This is a genomic window from Klebsiella sp. 10 (genome assembly GCF_018223925.1).
Lineage (GTDB): Bacteria > Pseudomonadota > Gammaproteobacteria > Enterobacterales > Enterobacteriaceae > Klebsiella > Klebsiella pneumoniae.
The window spans coordinates 107,972-129,259 of record NZ_JAGRRB010000014.1 but is presented as its reverse complement, the minus strand read 5'-3'; the positions used below and the strand labels follow the sequence as shown (position 1 = coordinate 129,259).

The following is a 21,288-nucleotide window of genomic DNA, read 5'->3' as shown; positions in this document are numbered from 1 at the left end:
GGGGGCGCCTGTGGCTATCTATACCCGAACCGGCGATGCCGGCAGTACATCACTCTTTACCGGCCAGCGGGTCAGCAAGACGCATCCGCGCGTCGAAGCCTACGGCACCCTGGATGAACTGAACGCCATGCTGAGCCTGTGCGTCTGCGCCGTCGCTGAAGAGGAACAGCGCACCCTGCTCGAAGCCCTGCAGCAGCACATTTTTTGGTTCAGCGCGGAGCTCGCCAGCGACAGCGAACAGCCATCACCGGGTAAGCGCTATATCAGCAGCGAAGAGATTGCCCTGCTGGAGCAGACCATCGATCGCGAGATGGCCCGCGTGCCGGCGCTGCACCAGTTTGTATTGCCCGGACGCTGTGAAGCCGCCAGCCGTCTGCACCTGGCCCGCACCGTTGCCAGACGGGCGGAGCGCCGGCTGGTCGAGCTGGCGGCAGAGGTTACTATCCGTCAGATACTGCTGCGTTATCTGAACCGCTTATCTGACTGCCTGTATGCCCTGGCGCGCAGCGAGGATCATGCCGCTCACCAGCGCCGCCTTGTGACGGAGATCGCGGCCCGCTATCTGGCCGCCAGCGGGTCGCCTGCGCCCGACGCGCCCAAAGCCCAGGCCGGGTCGCTCTCCTTTCACGAGCTGCATCAGCTCATCCGTCAGGCCATTGAACACGCCCGCCAGCTGCAGGTGCCGGTGGTGATCAGCATCGTTGACGCACACGGCACCGAAACCGTGACCTGGCGAATGCCCGATGCGCTGCTGGTCAGCAGCGAGCTGGCGCCGAAAAAAGCCTGGACCGCCGTCGCCATGAAAACCGCCACCCACGAGCTCGCGACGACCGTACAGCCAGGCGCTGCGCTGTACGGTCTGGAGAGCCATCTGCAGGGCAAAGTCGTCACCTTTGGCGGCGGATATCCGCTGTGGCGCGATGGCCAGCTAATAGCCGGCCTCGGCATTAGCGGCGGCAGCGTCGAGCAGGATATGGCTATTGCACAGGCTGCCATGGCGGCCATTAACGTGAGAACTCATCAATGAATACAGCAGAACTGGAAACCCTTATCCGCACCATCCTCAGTGAAAAGCTCGCGCCGACGCCCCCTGCCCCTCAGCAAGAGCAGGGCATTTTCTGCGATGTCGGCTGCGCCATCGACGCCGCTCATCAGGCTTTTCTCCGCTATCAGCAGTGTCCGCTAAAAACCCGCAGCGCCATTATCAGCGCCCTGCGGGAGACGCTGGCCCCCGAGCTGGCGACGCTGGCGGAAGAGAGCGCCACGGAAACCGGCATGGGCAACAAAGAAGATAAATATCTGAAAAATAAAGCCGCTCTTGAAAACACGCCGGGCATAGAGGATCTCACTACCAGCGCCCTCACCGGCGATGGCGGGATGGTGCTGTTTGAGTACTCGCCGTTCGGGGTTATTGGCGCCGTGGCGCCCAGCACCAACCCAACGGAAACCATTATCAACAACAGTATCAGCATGCTGGCGGCGGGTAACAGCGTCTATTTCAGCCCCCATCCCGGCGCGAAAAAGGTCTCGTTGAAGCTTATCGCCAGGATCGAAGAGATCGCCTACCGCTGCAGCGGGATCCGTAACCTGGTGGTGACCGTTGCCGAGCCGACCTTTGAAGCCACCCAGCAAATGATGTCCCACCCGCTGATTGCCGTTCTGGCTATCACCGGTGGCCCTGGCATTGTGGCGATGGGCATGAAAAGCGGTAAAAAAGTGATCGGCGCTGGCGCCGGCAATCCGCCGTGCATCGTTGATGAAACCGCCGATCTCGTCAAAGCCGCCGAAGATATCATCAGCGGCGCCGCCTTCGATTACAACCTGCCCTGTATCGCCGAAAAAAGCCTGATCGTCGTCGCCTCCGTCGCTGACCGCCTGATCCAGCAGATGCAGGATTTTGACGCGCTGCTGTTGAGCCGACAGGAGGCCGATACCCTGCGTGCCGTCTGCCTGCCCGACGGCGCGGCGAATAAAAAACTGGTCGGTAAAAGCCCGGCTGCGCTGTTGGCGGCGGCGGGTCTCGCCGTTCCGCCTCGCCCCCCTCGCCTGCTGATAGCCGAGGTGGAGGCGAACGACCCCTGGGTGACCTGCGAGCAGCTGATGCCGGTGCTGCCGATCGTCAGGGTCGCCGACTTTGACAGCGCCCTGGCGCTGGCCCTGCGCGTTGAGGAGGGTCTGCACCACACCGCCATTATGCACTCGCAGAATGTCTCGCGGCTCAATCTGGCGGCACGCACCCTGCAGACCTCCATTTTTGTCAAAAATGGCCCGTCTTACGCGGGAATCGGCGTCGGCGGCGAAGGGTTTACCACCTTCACCATCGCCACGCCAACCGGAGAAGGCACCACCTCCGCGCGGACGTTCGCCCGCCTGCGGCGCTGCGTGTTGACCAACGGTTTTTCCATTCGCTAACCGGGGGCGCCATGCATACCTTTTCTCTGCAAACGCGCCTCTACAGCGGCCCGGGCAGCCTGGCCGCGCTGCAGCGCTTTAGCCATCAGCACATCTGGATCGTCTGCGACGGCTTCCTGGCGCGCTCGCCGCTGCTTGACCGACTGCGCGCCGCGCTGCCCGCCAGCAACCGCGTCAGCGTGTTCAGCGATATTACACCGGATCCGACCATTCACACCGTGGCGAAAGGGATAGCGCAGATGCAGGCCCTGCGTCCGCAGGTGGTGATCGGCTTCGGCGGCGGCTCGGCGATGGATGCCGCCAAGGCTATCGTCTGGTTCAGCCAGCAGGGCGGTCTGCCTGTCGACACCTGCGTGGCGATCCCCACCACCAGCGGTACCGGTTCGGAAGTGACCAGCGCCTGCGTCATCAGCGACCCGGAAAAAGGGATCAAGTACCCGCTGTTCCATGAGGCGCTCTGTCCCGACATGGCGATCATCGACCCGACGCTGGTGGTTAGCGTACCGCCCACCATCACAGCCCATACCGGGCTGGACGCGCTGACCCACGCCCTGGAGGCATGGGTCTCGCCGCAGGCCACCGATTTTACCGATGCGCTGGCGGAAAAGGCCGCCAGGCTGGTGTTTCGCGCCCTGCCCGTTGCGATTCGTCAGGGCGACTGCATTGCGACCCGCAGCAAAATGCACAATGCATCAACCCTCGCCGGTATGGCCTTTAGCCAGGCTGGCCTTGGGCTCAATCATGCGATCGCCCATCAGCTTGGCGGCCAGTTTCACCTCCCCCATGGCCTGGCCAATGCGCTGCTGCTGACCGCGGTGATCCGCTTCAACGCCGGCGAGCCGCGAGCGGCTAAGCGCTATGCACGCCTGGCCAGGGCCTGCCGCTTCTGCCCGCCCGCAGCTGGCGAACAGGAGGCTTTCCAGGCGCTGCTTACCGCGGTGGAAACGCTGAAACAGCAGTGCGCCATTCCCACCCTCAAGGGCGCGCTGCAGGAAAAGTATCCCCTTTTCTTATCGCGAATTCCCGCCATGGTGCCGGCCGCGCTGGCCGACGCCACCCTGCGCACCAACCCGCGTCCGGTCGATGGCGCGGCCATCGCGCAACTGCTGGAGAGCCTGCAATGAGTGAAGCGATAGTGCCACTATCAAGCATTGATGCAGCGGAGATCCGCGAACGCGTTCGGGCCGCTGGCGTCGTAGGAGCCGGTGGCGCAGGCTTTCCGACCCACATCAAACTGCAGGCCCGGGTGGACACCGTGCTGGTGAACGCCGCCGAATGCGAACCGATGCTGAAGGTTGACCAACAGCTGATGGCTCAGCAGGCTGACCGACTGATTCGCGGCCTGGGTTACGCGATGACCGCCACTGGCGCCCGGGAAGGGATCATTGCCCTGAAGGCGAAATATGCTCCGGCGATTGCGGCATTAACCCCACGACTCCCGGAATGGGCCCGGCTGCATATTCTGCCTGACGTCTATCCGGCCGGGGATGAGGTGCTCACTATCTGGCTGGCGACGGGACGCCGCGTACCACCTGCCGCGCTGCCGGTCAGCGTCGGCGTGGTGGTCAATAACGTGCAGACGGTGCTCAATATCGCCAGAGCCGTGGAACAGGGCTATCCGGTAACTCGCCGGACGTTGACCGTCAATGGCGCCGTCGCCCTTCCACTGACGCTGGCCGTACCACTGGGTATATCGCTGCGCGAGGTGCTGGATCTGGCCGGCGGCGCGACGGTTGACGATCCGGGGTTTATCAACGGCGGTCCGATGATGGGCTCGCTTATTACCTCCCTCGAGACACCGGTCACCAAAACCACCGGCGGCCTGCTGGTGCTCCCGGGCAACCATCCTTTGATCCAGCGACGGCGGCAGGATGAACGAACGCTGCTCGCCATCGCCCGCACCGTCTGTGAACAGTGCCGTTTATGCACAGATTTATGCCCCCGGCACCTGATCGGCCATGAGCTTTCCCCTCATCTGCTGGTGCGGGCGGTGAACTATCGCCAGGCGGCCACCCCGTCGCTGCTGCTCAGCGCCCTGACCTGTTCGGAGTGCAACGTTTGCGAGAGCGTCGCCTGCCCGGTGGGTATTTCCCCCATGCGCATCAACCGTCTGCTGAAACGTGAGCTGAGGGCGAAAAACCTGCGCTACGACGGACCGCTGCGTCCGGCGGACGAGATGGCGAAGCACCGCCTGGTGCCGGTCAAGCGGCTCATCAGCAAACTGGGACTTGATCCCTGGTATCAGGAAGCGCCGCTGACGGCGGTGGAACCGGAGGTGGCCTGCGTCACCCTGCCCCTGCGCCAGCATATCGGCATCAGCGCCGTGCCCTGCGTCGCGCCGGGAGAGCGGGTAACGCGCGGCCAGGTGCTGGCGGATATCCCCGCCGACGCCCTCGGCGCGCCGGTGCACGCCAGTATTGACGGCCTGGTCTCCGCCATCACGGAGCAGGCCATTACGCTTGTAAGAGGTTAATCATGACCCAGGCTATCGGAATTTTAGAACTGACCAGCATCGCCAGGGGGATGGAGCTGGGCGACGTCATGCTGAAAAGCGCGAACGTACAGCTCCTGCTCTGCAGAACCCTTTGCCCCGGGAAATTCCTGCTGATGCTCGGCGGCGACGTCGGCGCCGTGCAGCAGGCAATCGCCGCCGGCACCGCGCGCGCCGGGGAGATGCTGGTGGACAGCCTGGTGCTGGCCAACATTCACCCCAGCGTACTACCGGCGATCAGCGGTCTCAACGTGGTCGGGCAGCGGCAGGCGGCGGGGATCGTCGAAACCTGGAGCGTGGCGGCGTGCATCAGCGCCGCCGACCGCGCGGTGAAAGCGGCCAACGTCACCCTGGTGCGGGTCCATATGGCGTTTGGTATCGGCGGCAAATGCTACATGGTGGTGGCGGGTGATATCGCCGATGTCGACAACGCCGTCACGGTGGCCAGCGACAGCGCAGGCGAGAAAGGATTACTGGTTCACCGGGCAGTGATCCCGCGACCGCACGATGCGCTGTGGCAACAGCTGATGGAGGGATAATGGAACCGCAAACCCCTACCGAACGCATGATCCAGGAGTATGTCCCGGGCAAACAGGTTACTCTGGCGCATCTCATTGCCAATCCTGGCAAAGATCTGTTCAAAAAGCTGGGTCTGCCGGACGCGGTCTCCGCCATCGGCATTCTTACCATTACCCCCAGTGAAGCATCGATTATCGCCTGCGACATCGCTACCAAGTCCGGCGCGGTGGAGATCGGTTTTCTCGATCGCTTCACCGGCGCGGTGGTGTTGACCGGCGATGTCTCCGCCGTGGAGTACGCGCTCAGGCAGGTCACCCGCACCCTCGGTGAGCTGATGCGCTTCACCGCCTGCCCAATTACCCGGACCTGAGCCCATGAAACGCCTGATGCTAATCGGACCCAGCCAGTGCGGTAAAACCTCGCTGACCCAGGTATTGCGTGGCGAAACCCTGCGCTATCAGAAAACCCAGGCCATCGTCTGGACGCCGGCCGCCATCGATACCCCCGGGGAATATCTGGAAAACCGCTGCCTGTACAGCGCGCTGTTAACCAGCGCCTGCGAGGCCGATGTCATCGCGCTGGTACTAAATGCCGATGCGCCCTGGTCACCTTTTTCTCCGGGGTTTACCGCCCCGATGAACCGCCCGGTCATCGGGGTGATCACTAAAGCCGATTTGGCCGCCCCGCCCCGTCTGCAACAGGTCCGGACATGGCTCGAGACGGCGGGCGCCGGACATATCTTTATCACCAGCGCGTTAACCGGCGACGGGCTTGATGATCTGTTCGCCTGCCTGAATGCAGAGGAATATCAATGACCTATAAAATCATGGCGATTAACGCCGGCAGCTCTTCCCTGAAGTTTCAGCTGCTTAACATGCCGCAGGGGGCGTTGCTCTGTCAGGGGTTGATCGAACGTATCGGCCTGCCCGAGGCCCGCTTCACGCTGAAAACGTCGGCACAGAAATGGCAGGAGACGCTGCCCATCGCCGATCACCATGAGGCAGTGACCCTGCTGCTGGAGGCGCTGACCGGCCGCGGGATCCTGAGCAGCCTGCAGGAGATCGACGGCGTTGGCCACCGCGTCGCCCACGGCGGCGAACGCTTCAAAGACGCCGCGCTGGTCTGCGACGATACCCTGCGGGAGATCGAGCGCCTGGCGGAGCTGGCGCCGTTGCATAACCCGGTCAATGCGCTGGGCATACGTCTCTTTCGCCAGCTGTTACCCGCGGTACCGGCGGTGGCGGTTTTTGATACCGCCTTTCACCAGACCCTGGCGCCGGAGGCCTGGCTCTATCCCCTCCCCTGGCGCTATTACGCCGAGCTTGGCATTCGCCGCTACGGTTTTCACGGTACCAGCCATCACTATGTCAGCAGCGCGCTGGCGGAAAAGCTGGGCGTACCGCTGAGCGCCCTGCGGGTAGTAAGCTGCCATCTGGGCAATGGCTGTAGCGTCTGCGCCATCAAAGGCGGGCAATCGGTGAATACCTCAATGGGCTTTACCCCGCAGTCCGGGGTGATGATGGGCACCCGCAGCGGCGATATCGACCCGTCGATTCTTCCCTGGCTGGTGGAGAAAGAAGGGAAATCCGCCCAGCAGCTCAGCCAGTTGCTGAATAATGAATCCGGGCTGCTTGGCGTCTCCGGCGTGTCCTCTGATTACCGCGACGTCGAACAGGCAGCTGACGCCGGCAACGAACGGGCGGCTCTGGCGCTGTCGCTGTTTGCCGAACGCATTCGCGCGACTATCGGCAGCTATATCATGCAGATGGGAGGTCTGGACGCGCTGATCTTTACCGGCGGCATAGGCGAGAATTCCGCCCGGGCGCGGGCGACGATCTGCCGCAATTTGCATTTTCTCGGCCTCGCGCTGGACGACGAGAAAAACCAGCGGAGCGCGACCTTTATTCAGGCGGATAATGCGCTGGTCAAAGTGGCGGTGATCAACACCAATGAAGAGCTTATGATTGCCCGCGACGTCATGCGTCTTGCATTGCCGCAGGCGCGCGAGCTGGCGGTGTCGGCATAAACGACGCGCCTCCTCTTGCGGAGAATCATGGTAACCGGCGGGTCGCCATGCCACTATGCGCCCTGGCGAAGGTAAGCGGAAAGGTGAAAACGTGGCTGTTGCACAATGTCCCGCCTCGTGCGGAGAACTTATCCAGGGCTGGATCCTCGGCAGCGAAAAGCTGGTCTCCTGTCCGGTGGACTGGTACAGCACCGTCGAGGTCGAGACCGGGGTACCGCGAAAAGACGAGCGGCCGCTGTCGCGGGCGATGGTCGACCAGCTGCTGGCCCACTGGGGCTACCCCCCAGCGCTGAGCCAGCAGATCCGCATCACCCTGCACTCAACGATCCCGGTGGCCAAAGGGATGGCCAGCAGCACCGCCGATATCGCTGCCACCGCCGTCGCCACCGCCCATCATCTGGGCCATCTACTGGATGAACCGACGCTGGCGCGCCTGTGCGTCGCGCTGGAGCCTACCGACAGCACCCTGTTTCGCCAGCTGACGCTGTTCGACCATAATACCGCCGCCACGCAAATCGCCTGTCCCCCTCCGCCGGCGCTCGACCTGTTAGTGCTGGAGAGCCCGCTGACGCTGCGCACCACCGACTATCACCAGCTGCCGCGCGAGCCGGGCCTGTTGGCAAACGCCTCCCGGCTGCAGCTGGCGTGGGAGAAAGTACAGCAGGCCTGCCACTGCGGCAACCCGCAGCTGCTGGGCGAAGCAGCAACCATCAGCGCCATTGCCAGCCAGCAGCTGTTGCCTAAGCCGGGGTTTGACGCGCTGCTGGACCTGGTGGAAAGCGCAGGGCTCTATGGTCTCAACGTGGCGCACAGCGGCAGCGTCGTCGGCCTGCTGCTGGACCGCCGTCGGCATGACGTCGAATTTCTGCAATGGCGGCTGGCAGACAGCGACATCGCCGCCCACTGGCCGCAGCAGCATCTGTTGGCGATGGTGCCCGGGGGCGTCATCCTGCAGTAGGCCTCAGGCCAGCACCCGGCGCAACGCCACCAGCAGCTGGTCGTTTTCCTCGGCGCTGCGGATCGCCACCCGGAAATAGCGGCTATCCAGCCCCGGGTAGTTGGCGCAGCTGCGGATCAGCACATGCTGGCGCAGCAGGGCATATTGCAGGTCAAAATCGGGTCTGTCGCAGCGCAAGAACAGGTAGTTAGCACGCCCGGGCCATACGGTCAGCCCGGCCATCTCCTGCAGCTGCGCATAGAAACGCGCTCCCTCCTCCTGCAGCCACTGCCAGGTGGCCCGCTGATACGCCCGATCCTGGAGAATAATTTCCCCGGCCAGGGCGGCATAGGCGTTGATGGACCACGGCATTTGTCGCGCGCGCAGTCGGGCCACCGCCTGGGCATCAGCGTTCAGCAGGTAGCCGAGACGCAGCCCCGGAATGGCATAAAATTTGGTCAGCGATCGCAAAACCCAGACGTGCGGATGCTGCGCCAGCAGAGGAATAAACCCCGGCTGGTCGGGGATAAAGTCGAGGAAGGCCTCATCGAGGATCAGGCTGATGTTCAGCGCCCGGCAGCGCTGCGCAATGGCTTCCAGCAGGCCCCGCTCCGGCAGCAGGCCGGTGGGGTTGTTCGGGGTGCAGAGAAACAGGCAGTCCAGCGCCGGAGTCAGGGCATCGAGGATCGCGTCGGTCAGCTGCCAGCCATCGCGCTCCCGCAGGGCATACTCCACCACCTCACAGTCCACCGTCTGCAGCGCCCGCCGGTACTCCGCAAAACCGGGAATGACGATCATCGCCCGCCGCGGCTTAAGGCCGTGGACGAGGGTGAAGATCGATTCAGTTTCGCCGTTGCCGGCGAGGATATGCGCCGCCGGCAACTGATGGTGGGCAGCCAGCGCCTGATGCAGCTGTTGATACTCGACGTCAGGGTAGCGTTCGGCGCAGCCTGGGTTGTCAACGATCGCCTGCCTGAGCGAGGCAGGCATCCCCAGCGGATTGATGTTGGCGCTAAAATCCAGCAGCTCGCCGGGGGCTATGCCCAGCAGGGCGGCGGCCTCGCGGATATTGCCGCCATGGGCGCTTTTCAGTAAGGCCATGTCCCTTTCCTGTGTGGTTATCCGCGGCGGGCCAGCGTCGCGCCGTCGGCGAAGTAGGCTTTAATCCCGGCGAGGATCGACTCGGCCACCTCCTGCTGGAATTTGGCCGTTTTCAGTTTCCGCTCTTCTTCCACGTTACTGATAAACGCCGTCTCCACCAGAATGGAGGGGATATCAGGCGCCTTCAGTACCGCAAAGCCCGCCTGCTCTACCCGATTCTTGTGCAAATTATTGATATTGCCCATTTTCTCCAGCACCGCCTTTCCGAATTTGAGGCTGTCGGCGATGGTGAGGGACTGCACCATATCGAACATGGTGTGGTCGACATAGCGGTCGCCGCTCTTGCTGACCCCACCGATCAGATCCGAGGCGTTCTGCGTCTGGGCGAGATATTTTGCCGCGGTACTGGTGGCCCCCTTGGTGGAGAGGGCAAACACCGAAGAGCCGCTGGGCTGGCGGCTGGTAAAGGCGTCGGCGTGAATCGACACGAACAGGTCGGCGCGCTGCTTCTGCGCCTTGGCGACACGCACTTTCAACGGGATAAACACGTCTTCGTTGCGGGTCATATAGGCCTTCATATTGCCTTCTTTGTCGATCAGCGCCCGCAGGCGACGGGCGATCTGTAGCACCACATCTTTCTCGCGGGTGCGATACTTCCCCACGGCGCCGGAGTCTTCGCCGCCGTGCCCGGGATCGAGCATGATGACAATCGGCCGGTCGCGCCCGGCTTTGCCCGGCTGCGGCCCGCTTTGCGCCGGCGGCACCTGCCGCTCCAGATCGCCTTTGTTGTAATCCTCGAGCAGCGCCAGCAGCGGATCCTGAACATCGGTAGCGTTGGCGGGGTAGAGATCCATCACCAGACGCTCTTTAAAGCCGGCCACCGGCGCGAGGGCAAACAGCTGCGGCTTAACGTTCTGCTTGAGTTCGAAGACCATGCGCACGGTTTGCGGATCAAACTGGCCCACCCGGGCGGACTTAATAAAGGGATCGTCAGCGCGGATCTGGCCGCCCATGCCCTTCAGTACCGAGTTCAGGTTAACCCCCTCCAGATCGACCACTACCCGTTCCGGATTACTGAGGGCAAACTGCCGGTATTTCAGCACATGATTCGATTCCACCGTGACGCGGGTGTAGGTCGATGCTGGCCAGACGCGAACAGCGACCACCCGCGCGGCGGCGGCCAGCCCAACAGGGCTCACGCTCATTAACCACATGGCGCCCGCCCCCTGCAATAAACGGCGACGGCTTAATCCAGAGTTGTTTCCCGACATGCCACTCCCAAGCAATAAAAACGCATTTATACCCAAAACAAACAGATTGACCAGAAACTTTAACGAAAGGCATATAACCTGTCATCTATAAAAGGGTAAACATTCATTGACACCCTGCGCCGGGTCACATGTTTTTCGCGGCTTAGCCTCAAATTGGGGCTTGCGTTTAACGGCAAAACAGAATAAAAATACAATAATTACGAATAATCATGCATTGAGGGTTTGTCATGGTGAAGGAACGTCGCACTGAACTGGTAGAAGGATTCCGCCATTCTGTTCCCTATATTAATGCCCATCGGGGAAAAACGTTTGTCATCATGCTGGGCGGCGAAGCCATTGAGCATGAAAATTTCTCAAATATTGTCAATGACATAGGATTATTGCATAGCCTGGGCATTCGCCTGGTGGTGGTCTATGGCGCCCGCCCGCAGATTGACGCTAACCTCGCCGAGCATCATCACGAGCCGGTCTATCACAAGCAGACGCGAGTGACTGACGCCAAAACGCTGGAGCTGGTTAAGCAGGCGGCGGGGATGCTGCAGCTGGAGATCACCGCCCGTCTGTCGATGAGCCTCAACAACACCCCGCTGCAGGGGGCCCATATCAACGTCGTCAGCGGCAACTTTATCATTGCCCAGCCGCTGGGCGTCGATGACGGCGTCGATTATTGCCACAGCGGACGCATTCGCCGCATTGACGAAGAGGCGATTCATCGTCAGCTCGACAGCGGCGCCATTGTCCTGATGGGGCCGGTCGCGGTGTCGGTCACCGGCGAGAGCTTTAACCTGACTTCGGAAGAGATCGCTACCCAGCTGGCCATCAAGCTGAAGGCGGAGAAAATGATCGGCTTCTGTTCGTCGCAAGGGGTTTACAACCAGGCCGGGGAAATTGTCTCCGAACTGTTCCCTAATGAGGCGCAAGCCCGCGTCGAAGAGCTGGAAGCAGACGAAGACTATAACTCCGGCACCGTGCGCTTCCTGCGCGGGGCGGTGAAGGCCTGCCGCAGCGGCGTACGGCGCTGCCACCTGATCAGCTATCAGGAAAATGGCGCGCTGCTGCAGGAGCTGTTTTCACGCGACGGCATCGGCACCCAGATCGTCATGGAGAGCGCGGAGCAGATCCGTCGGGCGACCATCAATGATATCGGCGGTATTCTTGAGCTGATAAGCCCGCTCGAGCAGCAGGGCATTCTGGTACGCCGTTCCCGCGAACAGCTGGAGATGGAGATCGACAAATTCACCATTATTCAGCGCGATAACACCACCATCGCCTGCGCCGCCCTCTATCCTTTCCCGGAAGAGAAGATCGGCGAAATGGCCTGCGTGGCGGTGCATCCGGATTACCGGAGCTCGTCGCGGGGAGAGGTGCTGCTGGAGCGTATTGCCGCTCAGGCCAGGCAGATGGGACTGAGCAAGCTGTTCGTGTTAACCACCCGCAGCATCCACTGGTTCCAGGAGCGCGGCTTCACGCCGGTGGATATCGACCTGCTGCCGGAGAGTAAAAAGCAGATGTATAACTATCAGCGCCGGTCGAAGGTGCTGATGGCCGACCTCGCTTAAGCCCTTCTCCTCTCTATCTAACGGCCCGGGATAGCGCGACGCTTATCGCTTTATCCCCGGCCGGTCTCCCACCCCTCTTCCCGCCAGCCTGGCGTACGCACGCGGGCGAAATTCCTGGTTTCCGCGCAGGCCATTTTTTTCTCGCTGGCTCACCGATATGCTATTGGCTGTCGACAGGACGTCGACTGGCGCCGCGGCCGCCACCCGCCCTGTAAGGATCGCTTAAAGAATGGAACCCAAACCGAACTGGCTGGTCAGACATATTAATCTCATCACCACCGCGGTCGCCCTCTATCCGTGGTTGCTGATGATACTGCTCCTCTGGGATAACCAGCGCCATCATCAGCATGGCTATGCCGCGCTCGGCGCCGCCATCGCGATATTATTTCTGCTGGCCCTGACGTCCGGCATGAATCTTCTCATCTCCTCGCTGGTGATTTTTTGTGCCCGCTGTTCCACCCCACCGCTGACCGGCGGCGCAGCAGTCCGCTTTTTCGCGATGAACTCGATCTCGGCGCTCTGGCTTTTCCCTCTGTTCTTTAGTTACTGATTTTTCCGCCAGCCCGGGCGACGGCTGCAGCATTTTCCATCGCCCGGACCCGGCGTCTCAGGGGGTTTCGCGCCCGGCGAAAATCTCCGCCAGGCCGCTGCGCCGTTCGGTGCGCGTCACAATGGCCTGGGAGAGCACCTGCTCGTCGGCATAGAGCGACAACCGCCGTTTCGCGCGGGTGATCGCCGTATAGACCAGTTCGCGGGTCACCAGCGGGACGCTGCGCGCCGGCAGGATCAGCGCCGCGTGTTCGAACTCCGAGCCCTGCGATTTATGCACGGTCATCGCCCAGGCGGTATCATGCTCCGGCAGACGGCTCGGCTGCACCGACTTGATGGCGCCGTCGGGCATCAGGAACCACACCCGCAGCTCGCCGTTGCGCTCCAGGGCGATGCCGATATCGCCGTTAAACAGCCCCAGCGCGCTGTCGTTGCGCGATATCATGATCGGTCGGCCATCATACCAGCGAGAGTGGCGCGGCAGGGCGATCGCCCGCTGGCGATTGAGCCGCTGCTCCAGCCGCTCATTGACGCCGCTCACGCCGTACGGCCCCTCGCGCAGCGCGCACAGCAGCTGGAATTCACTGAAAGCGGCCAGCATGGCCTGCGGTTCGGCCCGCTCGCGGCGCAGCTGCAGGTAGCGCTCATAGCCCTGCTGAGCCGCGCCGAGCATGGCTTCGTACTCTTCGGTCGTGCTGAGGGGATGAAGCGCGATATCGTCAAACGGCTGGCGCAGCGTGGCCTTCACCTCCGCGCGCGCGCCAGCGTTCACCGCCCGCGCCAGGCTCCCGATGCCGGAGTGACTGCCGAAGCGATAGCTCTTTTGCAGCAGGCACAAACTGTCTCTCAGCGCGCCCGCGATAGCTCCCTCGCCCGCCGGCACCGGCGAACCGGTCAGCCGGGTCAGCTCCTGCGCCCGCGCGGCGGTATAGCCCGAACTCGCCCAGGCGCAGATATCCCCCAGCACCGCCCCCGCTTCTACGGAGGCCAGCTGGTCGCGATCGCCGAGGAATATCACCCGCCCGTGGGCCGGCAGCGCGTCGATAAGCCGCGACATCATCGGCAGGTCGATCATCGAGGCTTCATCCACCACCAGCACGTCCAGATGCAGCGGGTTGCCGGCGTGATAGCGCATCCGCTGGCTGCCTGGCTGGGCGCCCAGCAGACGATGCAGCGTGCTGGCCTCGGTGGGAATCAACGCTTTCTGCGCGTCGGTCAGCGGCAATTTTCTCAGCGCCGCGCCCAGCGATTCGGTCAGACGCGCCGCCGCTTTCCCGGTTGGCGCCGCCAGGCGAACACGACAGCGCGGGCTGTCTTCGATCTGGATCAGCGCCGCCAGAAGCTTCGCCACGGTGGTGGTCTTCCCGGTCCCGGGACCGCCGGAGATCACTGAGATGCGGCGGGTCAGCGCCACCGCCGCGGCCACTTTTTGCCAGTCGGTTTCGCCGGTGGCAGGGAACAGGGCATTCAGGGTTGACGCCAGCCGGGCCTCATCCATCTCCAGCACCCGGTTGGCTTCATTGAAGAAGCGGGCGACGGTCAGCTCGTTGCGCCACATCCGGTTGAGATAGAGCCGGTCGCCGCACAAAATCATCGGCGCCGGAGCATCGCCGCAGCTCACCGCCGACGAAGCGAGCAGCAGTGGGGGCCAGTCCTCCGGCGCGCCGGCTTCGGCCAGCAGCCGATCGCGGATCTCCCCGGCTTTACCGCTCAGCGCCTCGTCGCCGCTCAACCGCGAGAGCGGCAGACAGACGTGCCCCTCGCCGGCATCCCGGCTCAGCAAGGCCGCCGCCAGCTTGACCGCCGGCGGGTCGTTTTGCGCCACCATCAGGGCAAACTGGACGTCCAGCGGCCGCAGCAGACGCTGCTCCACCGCCGCCAGCAGTAGTTGTTCGAAAGTCATGAGGCCTCCTCCTGAGTTTCTCCGGCAAAAAGCTGATCCAGACCGTCAATCAGCGGTCGCACCGGCCGGGTGGTGAAGATCCCCTGCCCCCCCTCCTGCCCGTCCATGCCGCGCAGGAAAAGATAAATCACGCCGCCGAAATGGCGGTCATAGTCATAATCGGCCAGCCGGTGGCGCAGATAGCGGTGCAGCGCCAGGCTATACAGCTGATACTGTAGATCGTAGCGGTGGGCACGCATCGCCTGCTCCATCGCCGGCCGGGTGTAGGCCTCGCGATCTTCCCCCAGCCAGTTGGATTTGTAATCCAGCAGGTAATAACGGCCTTCGTGACGGAAGACCAGATCGATAAAGCCCTTCAGCATGCCGCGCACCTGGCGGAAATCCAGCGGCGGCGTGTCGGCAGAGAGGGGATCGTACTGGCGGATAAGCGCGTCAAGGCGCTCCGCCGTCAGCAGCTGGGCGATGGGCAGGTAAAATGCCATCTCCACCTGTTTATCCCGCGCCGCAAGCTGATTGAGCGCGATATCCGGCCCCGGCAGGCGGGTCTTCAGCACGCCCCCCAGCCAGTCGGTCAGCACCGGCGCCCACTGCGCGTCAAACCCGCTCAGCTGCAGCTTCTCCGCCATCCACCCTTCCGGCACCGGCTGGGTGAAGTCCAGCTCCTCAAACAGGCTGTGCAGGAAGGTCCCCGGCGCGGCGCCGCGCGGGAACTGGTGCGGAGTCAGCTGCGGCTCTTCCACGACTTCGCCGACGCCGGCGGCATCAACATCCAGACGCGGCAGCAAATCCTGCCCGCCGCTGAAACCATGCTGCTGCAGTCCGGAGTAACTGGTCACCCGCCAGTCGTCGGCGATGCGGCGCTGCAGCTCGCGCGCCGACAATCGCGGGATGGTCGCCGCGGGCGCCTGCCACGGGGTGAGATCCAGTTCGCCCGGAATCTGTAATGCAATATCGCCATGACAGAAGTCTGCCAGCCGCGCAGCCAGCCCGGCGGCGTCCATGGCTTCGCCCGCCTGCAGCAGCCGCCCCAGCGCGCTGAGGTGGAAATCGCTGTTGCCGGATTTCCGGCTGCTGAGCGGCGCCACGCCGAGGCTGCAGTGCCAGACCGCGCGGGTCAGGGCCACGTACAGCAGGCGCAGATCTTCCGCCAGTCGTTCCGCCTCCGCCAGCTCGAGGCTGGCCTCATCCTGGCCCAAATCCAGCACCGCCGCGAACGTCTCGCGATCGTGGTAAAACGCCTGGTCCTGTTTACGAAACCGGGCGATAAACGGCAGCCAGACCAGGGGGTATTCCAGCCCTTTTGACTTGTGAATAGTGACAATTTGCACCAGGTGCTTATCGCTTTCGAGACGCATCTGCTGGCTGGCGGCGTTGCTGTCCGGCTCGGCAATATGCTGCGCCAGCCAGCGCACCAGGGCATGCTCGCTTTCCAGCTGGCTGGCCGCCTCCTGCAGCAGTTCGCTGATGTGCAGAATGTCGGTTAAGCGCCGCTCGCCGCCGCGGGTCGCCAGCAGGTTCTCGGCGATATGCCGGGCCGTCATCAGCGCCCGCAGCATCGGCATCACTCCGCGCTGCCGCCAAATCTGGCGGTATTCGCTAAACTCTTCCACCAGCGCGTCCCACGCCTGCTCATCCTGGTTCAGGTTTTCAATATCCAGCGCGGTCAGGCCAAACATCGACGTCGCCAGCGCGCTGCGCAGGGTATTTTCCCGCTCCGGGGCCAGCACCGCCTGCAATAGCCAGAGCAGCTCCTGGGCCTCCAGCGTCTCAAAAACGCTGTCGCGGTTAGAGAGGTAGACTGAGGGAATGCCCAGCGTCTGCAGCGCTTCACGCACCTGCGCCGCCTCCAGCCGGTTGCGCACCAGCACGGTAATATCCGAAGCCTGTACCGGGCGCGAGGTTTCCCCGCGCCACAGCAGCGCGCGCCCCTGCTGACCGGCGCTCAGCCAGTCGCGGATCTGCGTGGCGCAGAGCTGCGCCATAAAGGTCTGATAATCGCCAGACCCGACAGTGTCGCCGGGCATCAGCCAGACGTTCATCGCCGGTACGTCCGCCGCGTCAACGGTAAAGCGCAGCCCCTTGTTCTTCGCCGCCGCCTTCACCGGCAGGAACGGGATCTCGTGGAACATGAAGGGGTTATCGCTGAGGCTGAACAGCCGATTGACGCTGCCCACCATGCCCGGCGAGGAGCGCCAGTTGGTATCGAGGGTGTAGTGCGCGGCAACGTCGCCGCGCGCTTTCATATAGGTAAAGATATCGGCGCCGCGAAAGGCGTAGATGGCCTGCTTCGGATCGCCGATCAGCAGCAGAGCCGTCTCCGGCTGCCGGCGCCAGATGCGGCGAAAAATCCGGTACTGCTGAGGGTCGGTGTCCTGAAATTCATCGATCATCGCCACCGGAAAACGCTGGCGAATGGCGCTGGCCAGCGTCTCGCCGCTGTCGCCGCGCAGCGCCTCGTCAAGCCGGCTGAGCATATCGTCAAACCCCAGCTCGCCGCGGCGGCGCTTTTCGCGGGCGACCGCATCGCGGATCTCGACCATCGCTCTCGCCAGCACCAGATCGGTGAGCGTCAGCGAGGAGGCCAGCAACGACTCTACGGCGCTAAACAGGGGATGCACCGGCGGTTCGCCACCGGCTTTGGTGCGCTCGAGCAGAAACGACTGGGCAAATTTCTCCAGCGCGTCAGGCAGCTGGTAGCTTAACGTCTCTTCCTGCGCCCAGGCGTTCACTTTCTCCATCCACTTGCCCTGGTTGCCGCGATTAAACTTCCGCCGGTCAAGGCCGGAATTTTCCAGCACGCCTTCGATCTCGCCCACCTGCTCGCGCCACTGCTGCTTGAGCGAGTCAATGCGGGCGATGATCTGCTGATGGCGTTCGGCCAGCGTCTCGTTAGGGGCTGGCGGCGACTTAAGCTGCGGCGCTTCGCCCTGCAGCCAGCGGTCAAGGGACTTCAGCAGATCGCGCGGCCCTTTCCAGACGTCGTGGATCACCGCCGCGATATCGCGGGTCAGGGGATAGCAGTGGCGGCGCCAGAAATCGGCGCAGGCCTGATAGCGCAGGCGGGATTCATCCTCGATCAGCTGTTGCTCGAACAGCATGCCCGACTCGAAGGCGTTAAGGCTCAGCATCCGTTGGCAAAAGCCGTGGATGGTGAATACCGCCGCCTCGTCCATCTGCCGTTCAGCCAGCAGCAGCGTCTTCGCGGCGTCGTCTTTATCGGCGATCTCCGCCAACAACGCGCTGTAGAGCGGATTGTCGGATTCGCCGCGCAGGCAGGCGATGCGCAGTTCGTGGATGTTGCTGCGGATACGGCCGCGCAGCTCTTCGGTCGCCGCCTCGGTAAAGGTCACCACCAGCAGTTCTTCAACGCTGATGGCGCGGGGATAGGCGGCCTCACCGCCCAGCCCCAACAGCAGCCGCAGATACAGCGCGGCGATGGTAAAGGTTTTTCCGGTGCCCGCAGAGGCTTCTATCAGGCGCTCGCCGATCAGGGGCAAGCGCAGGGGATCCAAAGACTCAGCGGTGTCGGTCATTCATTCTCTCGCATCAGGGGTAAGGATTGCTGCAATGCGCTGACGTTTTCCCACACTTTGCCGCCTTTCGGCTGGGCATAGTCCGCTTTGCCATTCTGGCTACCGGAAATCTGGGACAAGATCGTCATGCCCTGCGGATCCACCACCGTCTGATGGAAGAAGTCGGCAAGTTTTTGCGGCGTCAGCAGTTTAATCTGAGCCACTACTTTATCACGTGAATCAAAACGCATATTACCGCGATCGAAATCTTTGCTCAGTTTCGAGGCTTCATCGCCCAGCGTCTGCGGCGCCTGCAGCATCTGGCTTATCACCGCCTGCTGGAGCTGAGCAAACTCTTCCGGCTTCATCGCCCGCAGCTTCGCCTCCGCGGTGGGGAAAAAGGCCTGGAACCGCTGCCAGAGGAAGGCCGGCTGCTTATCGCTACTCTGCAGCAGGAAGCCCATGCCCCACTGGCGCCCCACGTTCATCGGGAAGGCAAAGACCGCGTAGCCGAGCTGCTCTTCAGTACGCAGCTGGTTGTAGAACCACGGCTGAATGATCTGCCCCAGCAGGGTGCTGGCGGCGGTGCTGCTGAACTCATCCACGTTGGGCGGCGCAAACACCGCGGCCAGCGCGGAGTCGGTGCTATTGCCCGCTTTGTTGAAGATCGCCAGCTGCTGCCGGTTCACCACCACGTCTTTATTACGGCACCATTCGTTGCCGTCAGCGCCCAGCTGCTGCTGGATCTGGCGGGCCAGGGTCGTGGCGGCATCGGCGGTCATATTGCCTATCACCATCAGTTCAGGACGCCCCCTGGTTTTCAGGTTGGCGCGGTAGTCGAGCACCTCTTTAAGGGTAATGGAGGGCAGCAGCGCCCGGCGCACTTCGCGCTGGAAGTACGGCACCTGCGAGACCATCTGGATCGGCATTATCGCCTGATCGTAGGCTTTGCCTTTCTCGGCGGAATCCATCATCTGCGCATACCAGGATTTGGCCTGCTCCAGCTGCTCCTCAGTCGGCGTATAGCTGAAGTATCCCTGCAGCAGATCGCTGAACAGCGCCGGAAGATGCTGGGTATAGCCGTTGGCATTGACCATTAATCCGTTATTAGCGCCGGTAGAGAACGAAATGCCGCCGACCGCCGCCTGGTTACTGAGCTGGTCGAGGGCGATGCCGGCGAGATAATCGTTGAGGGCAAACATCACCTGCCGGCGAGCGCTGTCCATCGCCTGGGGATTACGCAGCACCAGGGAGATGTCCGCCTTCGGCTCGCTGGCAAAATACTGGCTCGGGGCATACACCACCCGCAGCGTCGGTTCATCAAGGATCAGCTGCGGATGCGGCCAGGCTTTATCGCTTTTGATAAGGGTGAAGTCATCCGGAATATAGGGGTTGAGCGCCGGCAGCTGCAGCTGGATGGCCTGCGATTTGTGCTGCCAGTCAGCGAACGTCTGCTCGCTAATCTTATCCACCTGATACGGCGCATCGACAAAGTAAGCCGTCTTGTTATGCGGCTCCTGGGGGCTGATATACCAGATGCGGGCGTTCTGCGGGGTCATCATCGCCAGCCGGTCTTTGATCGCCTGCGGGTCGTACTGGTCGGCAATGTTGACTACGTCCAGCGCATGCTCGACCGGCACCCGGATCATGGTGTCCGCCAGCCATTCCACGTAGTCCATGTCGCGGTTGATCGACGGATAGCGGAAATCCAGCGCCAGCACATGCGCCAGTTCGTCGAAATAGCGTTTGTCGATGCCCTGAGTACGCAGGAGGTCGAGGTAGCTGAAAATGGCCGCCGTCACTTCATCGCGGTGCGCCAGGCCTTTGTCGGTGAGGGTGGCTGAGATCGCCAGTACGCCGCTGTTGCCGTTTACCACCGGATCGGAATCGGCGCGGATACCTTCCGCCAGGCCCTGTTTTTGCAACCAGTCAGAGAGCGTGCCCGGGCTGCGGTTGCCGATAAGATAGGTGACCAGCTCATCGGTTTTGCTGCGGAAGCGATCGCTGTTGTTGTCGATGCGAAACTCGACGCGCAGCACTTTACGCGGCATCGCCGGCACATAGTGAATAATGATGCCTTTTTGCGCATCCGTGACCACCGGGACGGTAATTTCCGGCCTGCTGATCTGACGATTCGGCACGCGGCCAAAGGTGTCCGCAGCCATGCGCGCCAGCGCCGGCAACGGCTTGTTGCTGTAGATCACCGCTTTCATCAGATTGGCGGAGTACCAGCTATCGCGGAAGGTGTGCAGCGCATCAAGCACCGGGCTGCCGGGCTTATCGCTGAGCGTCTCGAGGTTGCCACCGGAGAAGTGGGCCGCCGGGTGAGCCGGGTTGATGGTCTCCGCGCTGACCTGGGCCATGCGCATCCCGTCTCGCGTCCGGGCCATCGTCAGCTCGGCGTTGACCGCGTTACGTTCGCGGTCGGCATATTTTTTATCCAGCAGCGGCGCGGCGATGGCGTCGGCCAGGCGATCTACGGCCCCGTCCAGCGCATCATTTTCCACTTCAAGATAAAACGCGGTGCGGTAGGGCGCGGTACTGGCGTTATGGCTGCCGCCGTGCAGCTTAAGAAACTCTGCAAGGCTGTCAGGCTGGGGATATTTTTGCGACCCCATCAGCGTCATATGTTCCAGAAAATGCGCCAGCCCCTGATGATCTGCCGGATCCTGCAGGGATCCCACCGGCACCACCAGCGCCGACAGCGATTTCACCGCCTGCGGATCGGAAACCAGCAGCACGACCATGTCGTTATCAAGGCGGATCGCCTGATACTGACGCGTATCTTTTTCGCTTTTGCGGATCGTCTCCTGAATCGGCTGCCATCCGGTGTCGGCCTGACTAAACGGCGCCCAGAGGGCGGCCAGCACAACAAAAACCTTGAACCATAAACTGCGGGGCATTCACGAACCTCATCATTAACAAACTTGCGCTGCACAGCGTGCAGCCTTTTATGTCCATCAGTCCGTGATACGTTGCGCATATTAAATGAACCGTCATTCACTGCG

At 62.5% G+C, this 21,288-nt stretch carries 16 protein-coding genes; 11 read left to right on the top strand and 5 right to left on the bottom strand.

Annotation, left to right across the window (positions count from 1 at the left end; genetic code table 11):
- The first annotated feature begins 10 nt into the window (after positions 1-10).
- From pduO to KHQ26_RS16365, 9 genes are all read left to right on the top strand, one after another.
- Positions 11-1,027, top strand: coding sequence for a two-domain cob(I)yrinic acid a,c-diamide adenosyltransferase PduO (gene pduO, locus KHQ26_RS16405; RefSeq protein WP_015958921.1), 1,017 nt, complete (start codon positions 11-13; stop codon positions 1,025-1,027).
- Positions 1,024-2,412 carry a CoA-acylating propionaldehyde dehydrogenase PduP gene (gene pduP, locus KHQ26_RS16400; RefSeq protein ID WP_016946081.1) on the top strand — a complete coding sequence of 463 codons (1,389 nt, stop codon included), beginning with the start codon at positions 1,024-1,026 and terminating at the stop codon, positions 2,410-2,412. Before pduO ends, pduP begins: the two co-directional genes overlap by 4 nt.
- 11 nt (positions 2,413-2,423) lie before the next feature.
- Positions 2,424-3,536: a 1-propanol dehydrogenase PduQ gene (pduQ, locus tag KHQ26_RS16395; protein ID WP_020804163.1), complete on the top strand. Its 1,113-nt coding sequence runs from the start codon at positions 2,424-2,426 to the stop codon at positions 3,534-3,536.
- The gene (locus tag KHQ26_RS16390; protein WP_020804183.1) at positions 3,533-4,885 is read left to right on the top strand and encodes a 4Fe-4S dicluster domain-containing protein; all 1,353 of its coding nucleotides are present in this window, start codon (positions 3,533-3,535) and stop codon (positions 4,883-4,885) included. Before pduQ ends, KHQ26_RS16390 begins: the two co-directional genes overlap by 4 nt.
- A gap of 2 nt (positions 4,886-4,887) precedes the next feature.
- Entirely contained in the window at positions 4,888-5,442 is a 555-nt protein-coding gene (pduT, locus tag KHQ26_RS16385; RefSeq protein WP_004151971.1) for a propanediol utilization microcompartment protein PduT, read from the top strand.
- A complete protein-coding gene (pduU, locus tag KHQ26_RS16380) occupies positions 5,442-5,792 on the top strand; it encodes a propanediol utilization microcompartment protein PduU (RefSeq protein ID WP_002915850.1) in 351 nt (116 codons plus the stop codon). Before pduT ends, pduU begins: the two co-directional genes overlap by 1 nt.
- 4 nt (positions 5,793-5,796) lie before the next feature.
- A complete protein-coding gene (pduV, locus tag KHQ26_RS16375) occupies positions 5,797-6,237 on the top strand; it encodes a propanediol utilization protein PduV (RefSeq protein ID WP_002915858.1) in 441 nt (146 codons plus the stop codon).
- Positions 6,234-7,448, top strand: coding sequence for an acetate/propionate family kinase (locus KHQ26_RS16370; protein ID WP_004185484.1), 1,215 nt, complete (start codon positions 6,234-6,236; stop codon positions 7,446-7,448). The genes pduV and KHQ26_RS16370 overlap by 4 nt, the downstream gene beginning before the upstream one ends.
- Before the next feature lie 91 nt (positions 7,449-7,539).
- Positions 7,540-8,406 (top strand): L-threonine kinase, encoded by an 867-nt coding sequence (locus tag KHQ26_RS16365; RefSeq protein ID WP_004193729.1) that lies wholly within the window; start codon positions 7,540-7,542, stop codon positions 8,404-8,406.
- 3 nt (positions 8,407-8,409) lie between these two features.
- Here the strand turns inward: KHQ26_RS16365 and cobD are convergent, their stop codons facing one another.
- Both cobD and amiC read right to left on the bottom strand, forming a co-directional pair.
- Complete coding sequence (gene cobD / locus KHQ26_RS16360) at positions 8,410-9,486, bottom strand: threonine-phosphate decarboxylase CobD (RefSeq protein WP_020804192.1); 1,077 nt, start codon at positions 9,484-9,486, stop codon at positions 8,410-8,412.
- Positions 9,487-9,503: 17 nt separating this feature from the next.
- Positions 9,504-10,757 (bottom strand): N-acetylmuramoyl-L-alanine amidase AmiC, encoded by a 1,254-nt coding sequence (amiC, locus tag KHQ26_RS16355; RefSeq protein WP_004174538.1) that lies wholly within the window; start codon positions 10,755-10,757, stop codon positions 9,504-9,506.
- Between the two features lie 227 nt (positions 10,758-10,984).
- On the opposite strand from amiC, the gene argA reads away from it, so the two are divergent.
- The gene (argA, locus tag KHQ26_RS16350; RefSeq protein WP_004149616.1) at positions 10,985-12,316 is read left to right on the top strand and encodes an amino-acid N-acetyltransferase; all 1,332 of its coding nucleotides are present in this window, start codon (positions 10,985-10,987) and stop codon (positions 12,314-12,316) included.
- A 229-nt stretch (positions 12,317-12,545) separates the two neighbouring features.
- Positions 12,546-12,866 carry a hypothetical protein gene (locus KHQ26_RS16345; RefSeq protein ID WP_020804188.1) on the top strand — a complete coding sequence of 107 codons (321 nt, stop codon included), beginning with the start codon at positions 12,546-12,548 and terminating at the stop codon, positions 12,864-12,866.
- Positions 12,867-12,923: 57 nt separating this feature from the next.
- On the opposite strand, the gene recD is transcribed toward KHQ26_RS16345, so the two are convergent.
- The 3 genes from recD to ptrA are packed head-to-tail and all read right to left on the bottom strand — an operon-like array spanning position 12,924 to position 21,183.
- Entirely contained in the window at positions 12,924-14,768 is a 1,845-nt protein-coding gene (recD, locus tag KHQ26_RS16340; RefSeq protein ID WP_211777926.1) for an exodeoxyribonuclease V subunit alpha, read from the bottom strand.
- A complete protein-coding gene (gene recB, locus KHQ26_RS16335; RefSeq protein WP_015875135.1) occupies positions 14,765-18,301 on the bottom strand; it encodes an exodeoxyribonuclease V subunit beta in 3,537 nt (1,178 codons plus the stop codon). The genes recD and recB overlap by 4 nt, the downstream gene beginning before the upstream one ends.
- Positions 18,298-21,183 (bottom strand): pitrilysin, encoded by a 2,886-nt coding sequence (ptrA, locus tag KHQ26_RS16330; protein ID WP_004181181.1) that lies wholly within the window; start codon positions 21,181-21,183, stop codon positions 18,298-18,300. The genes recB and ptrA overlap by 4 nt, the downstream gene beginning before the upstream one ends.
- Between the last annotated feature and the right edge of the window lie 105 nt (positions 21,184-21,288).

Excerpts from the sequence above, each read along its gene's own strand:
- pduP (WP_016946081.1), top strand. The coding sequence starts at position 1,024 with ATGAATACAGCAGAACTGGAAACCCTTATCCGCACCATCCTCAGTGAA.
- pduQ (WP_020804163.1), top strand. The coding sequence starts at position 2,424 with ATGCATACCTTTTCTCTGCAAACGCGCCTCTACAGCGGCCCGGGCAGC.
- KHQ26_RS16390 (WP_020804183.1), top strand. The coding sequence starts at position 3,533 with ATGAGTGAAGCGATAGTGCCACTATCAAGCATTGATGCAGCGGAGATC.
- pduT (WP_004151971.1), top strand. The coding sequence starts at position 4,888 with ATGACCCAGGCTATCGGAATTTTAGAACTGACCAGCATCGCCAGGGGG.
- pduU (WP_002915850.1), top strand. The coding sequence starts at position 5,442 with ATGGAACCGCAAACCCCTACCGAACGCATGATCCAGGAGTATGTCCCG.
- pduV (WP_002915858.1), top strand. The coding sequence starts at position 5,797 with ATGAAACGCCTGATGCTAATCGGACCCAGCCAGTGCGGTAAAACCTCG.
- KHQ26_RS16370 (WP_004185484.1), top strand. The coding sequence starts at position 6,234 with ATGACCTATAAAATCATGGCGATTAACGCCGGCAGCTCTTCCCTGAAG.
- cobD (WP_020804192.1), bottom strand. The coding sequence starts at position 9,486 with ATGGCCTTACTGAAAAGCGCCCATGGCGGCAATATCCGCGAGGCCGCC.
- amiC (WP_004174538.1), bottom strand. The coding sequence starts at position 10,757 with ATGTCGGGAAACAACTCTGGATTAAGCCGTCGCCGTTTATTGCAGGGG.
- argA (WP_004149616.1), top strand. The coding sequence starts at position 10,985 with ATGGTGAAGGAACGTCGCACTGAACTGGTAGAAGGATTCCGCCATTCT.
- KHQ26_RS16345 (WP_020804188.1), top strand. The coding sequence starts at position 12,546 with ATGGAACCCAAACCGAACTGGCTGGTCAGACATATTAATCTCATCACC.
- recD (WP_211777926.1), bottom strand. The coding sequence starts at position 14,768 with ATGACTTTCGAACAACTACTGCTGGCGGCGGTGGAGCAGCGTCTGCTG.
- recB (WP_015875135.1), bottom strand. The coding sequence starts at position 18,301 with ATGACCGACACCGCTGAGTCTTTGGATCCCCTGCGCTTGCCCCTGATC.
- ptrA (WP_004181181.1), bottom strand. The coding sequence starts at position 21,183 with ATGCCCCGCAGTTTATGGTTCAAGGTTTTTGTTGTGCTGGCCGCCCTC.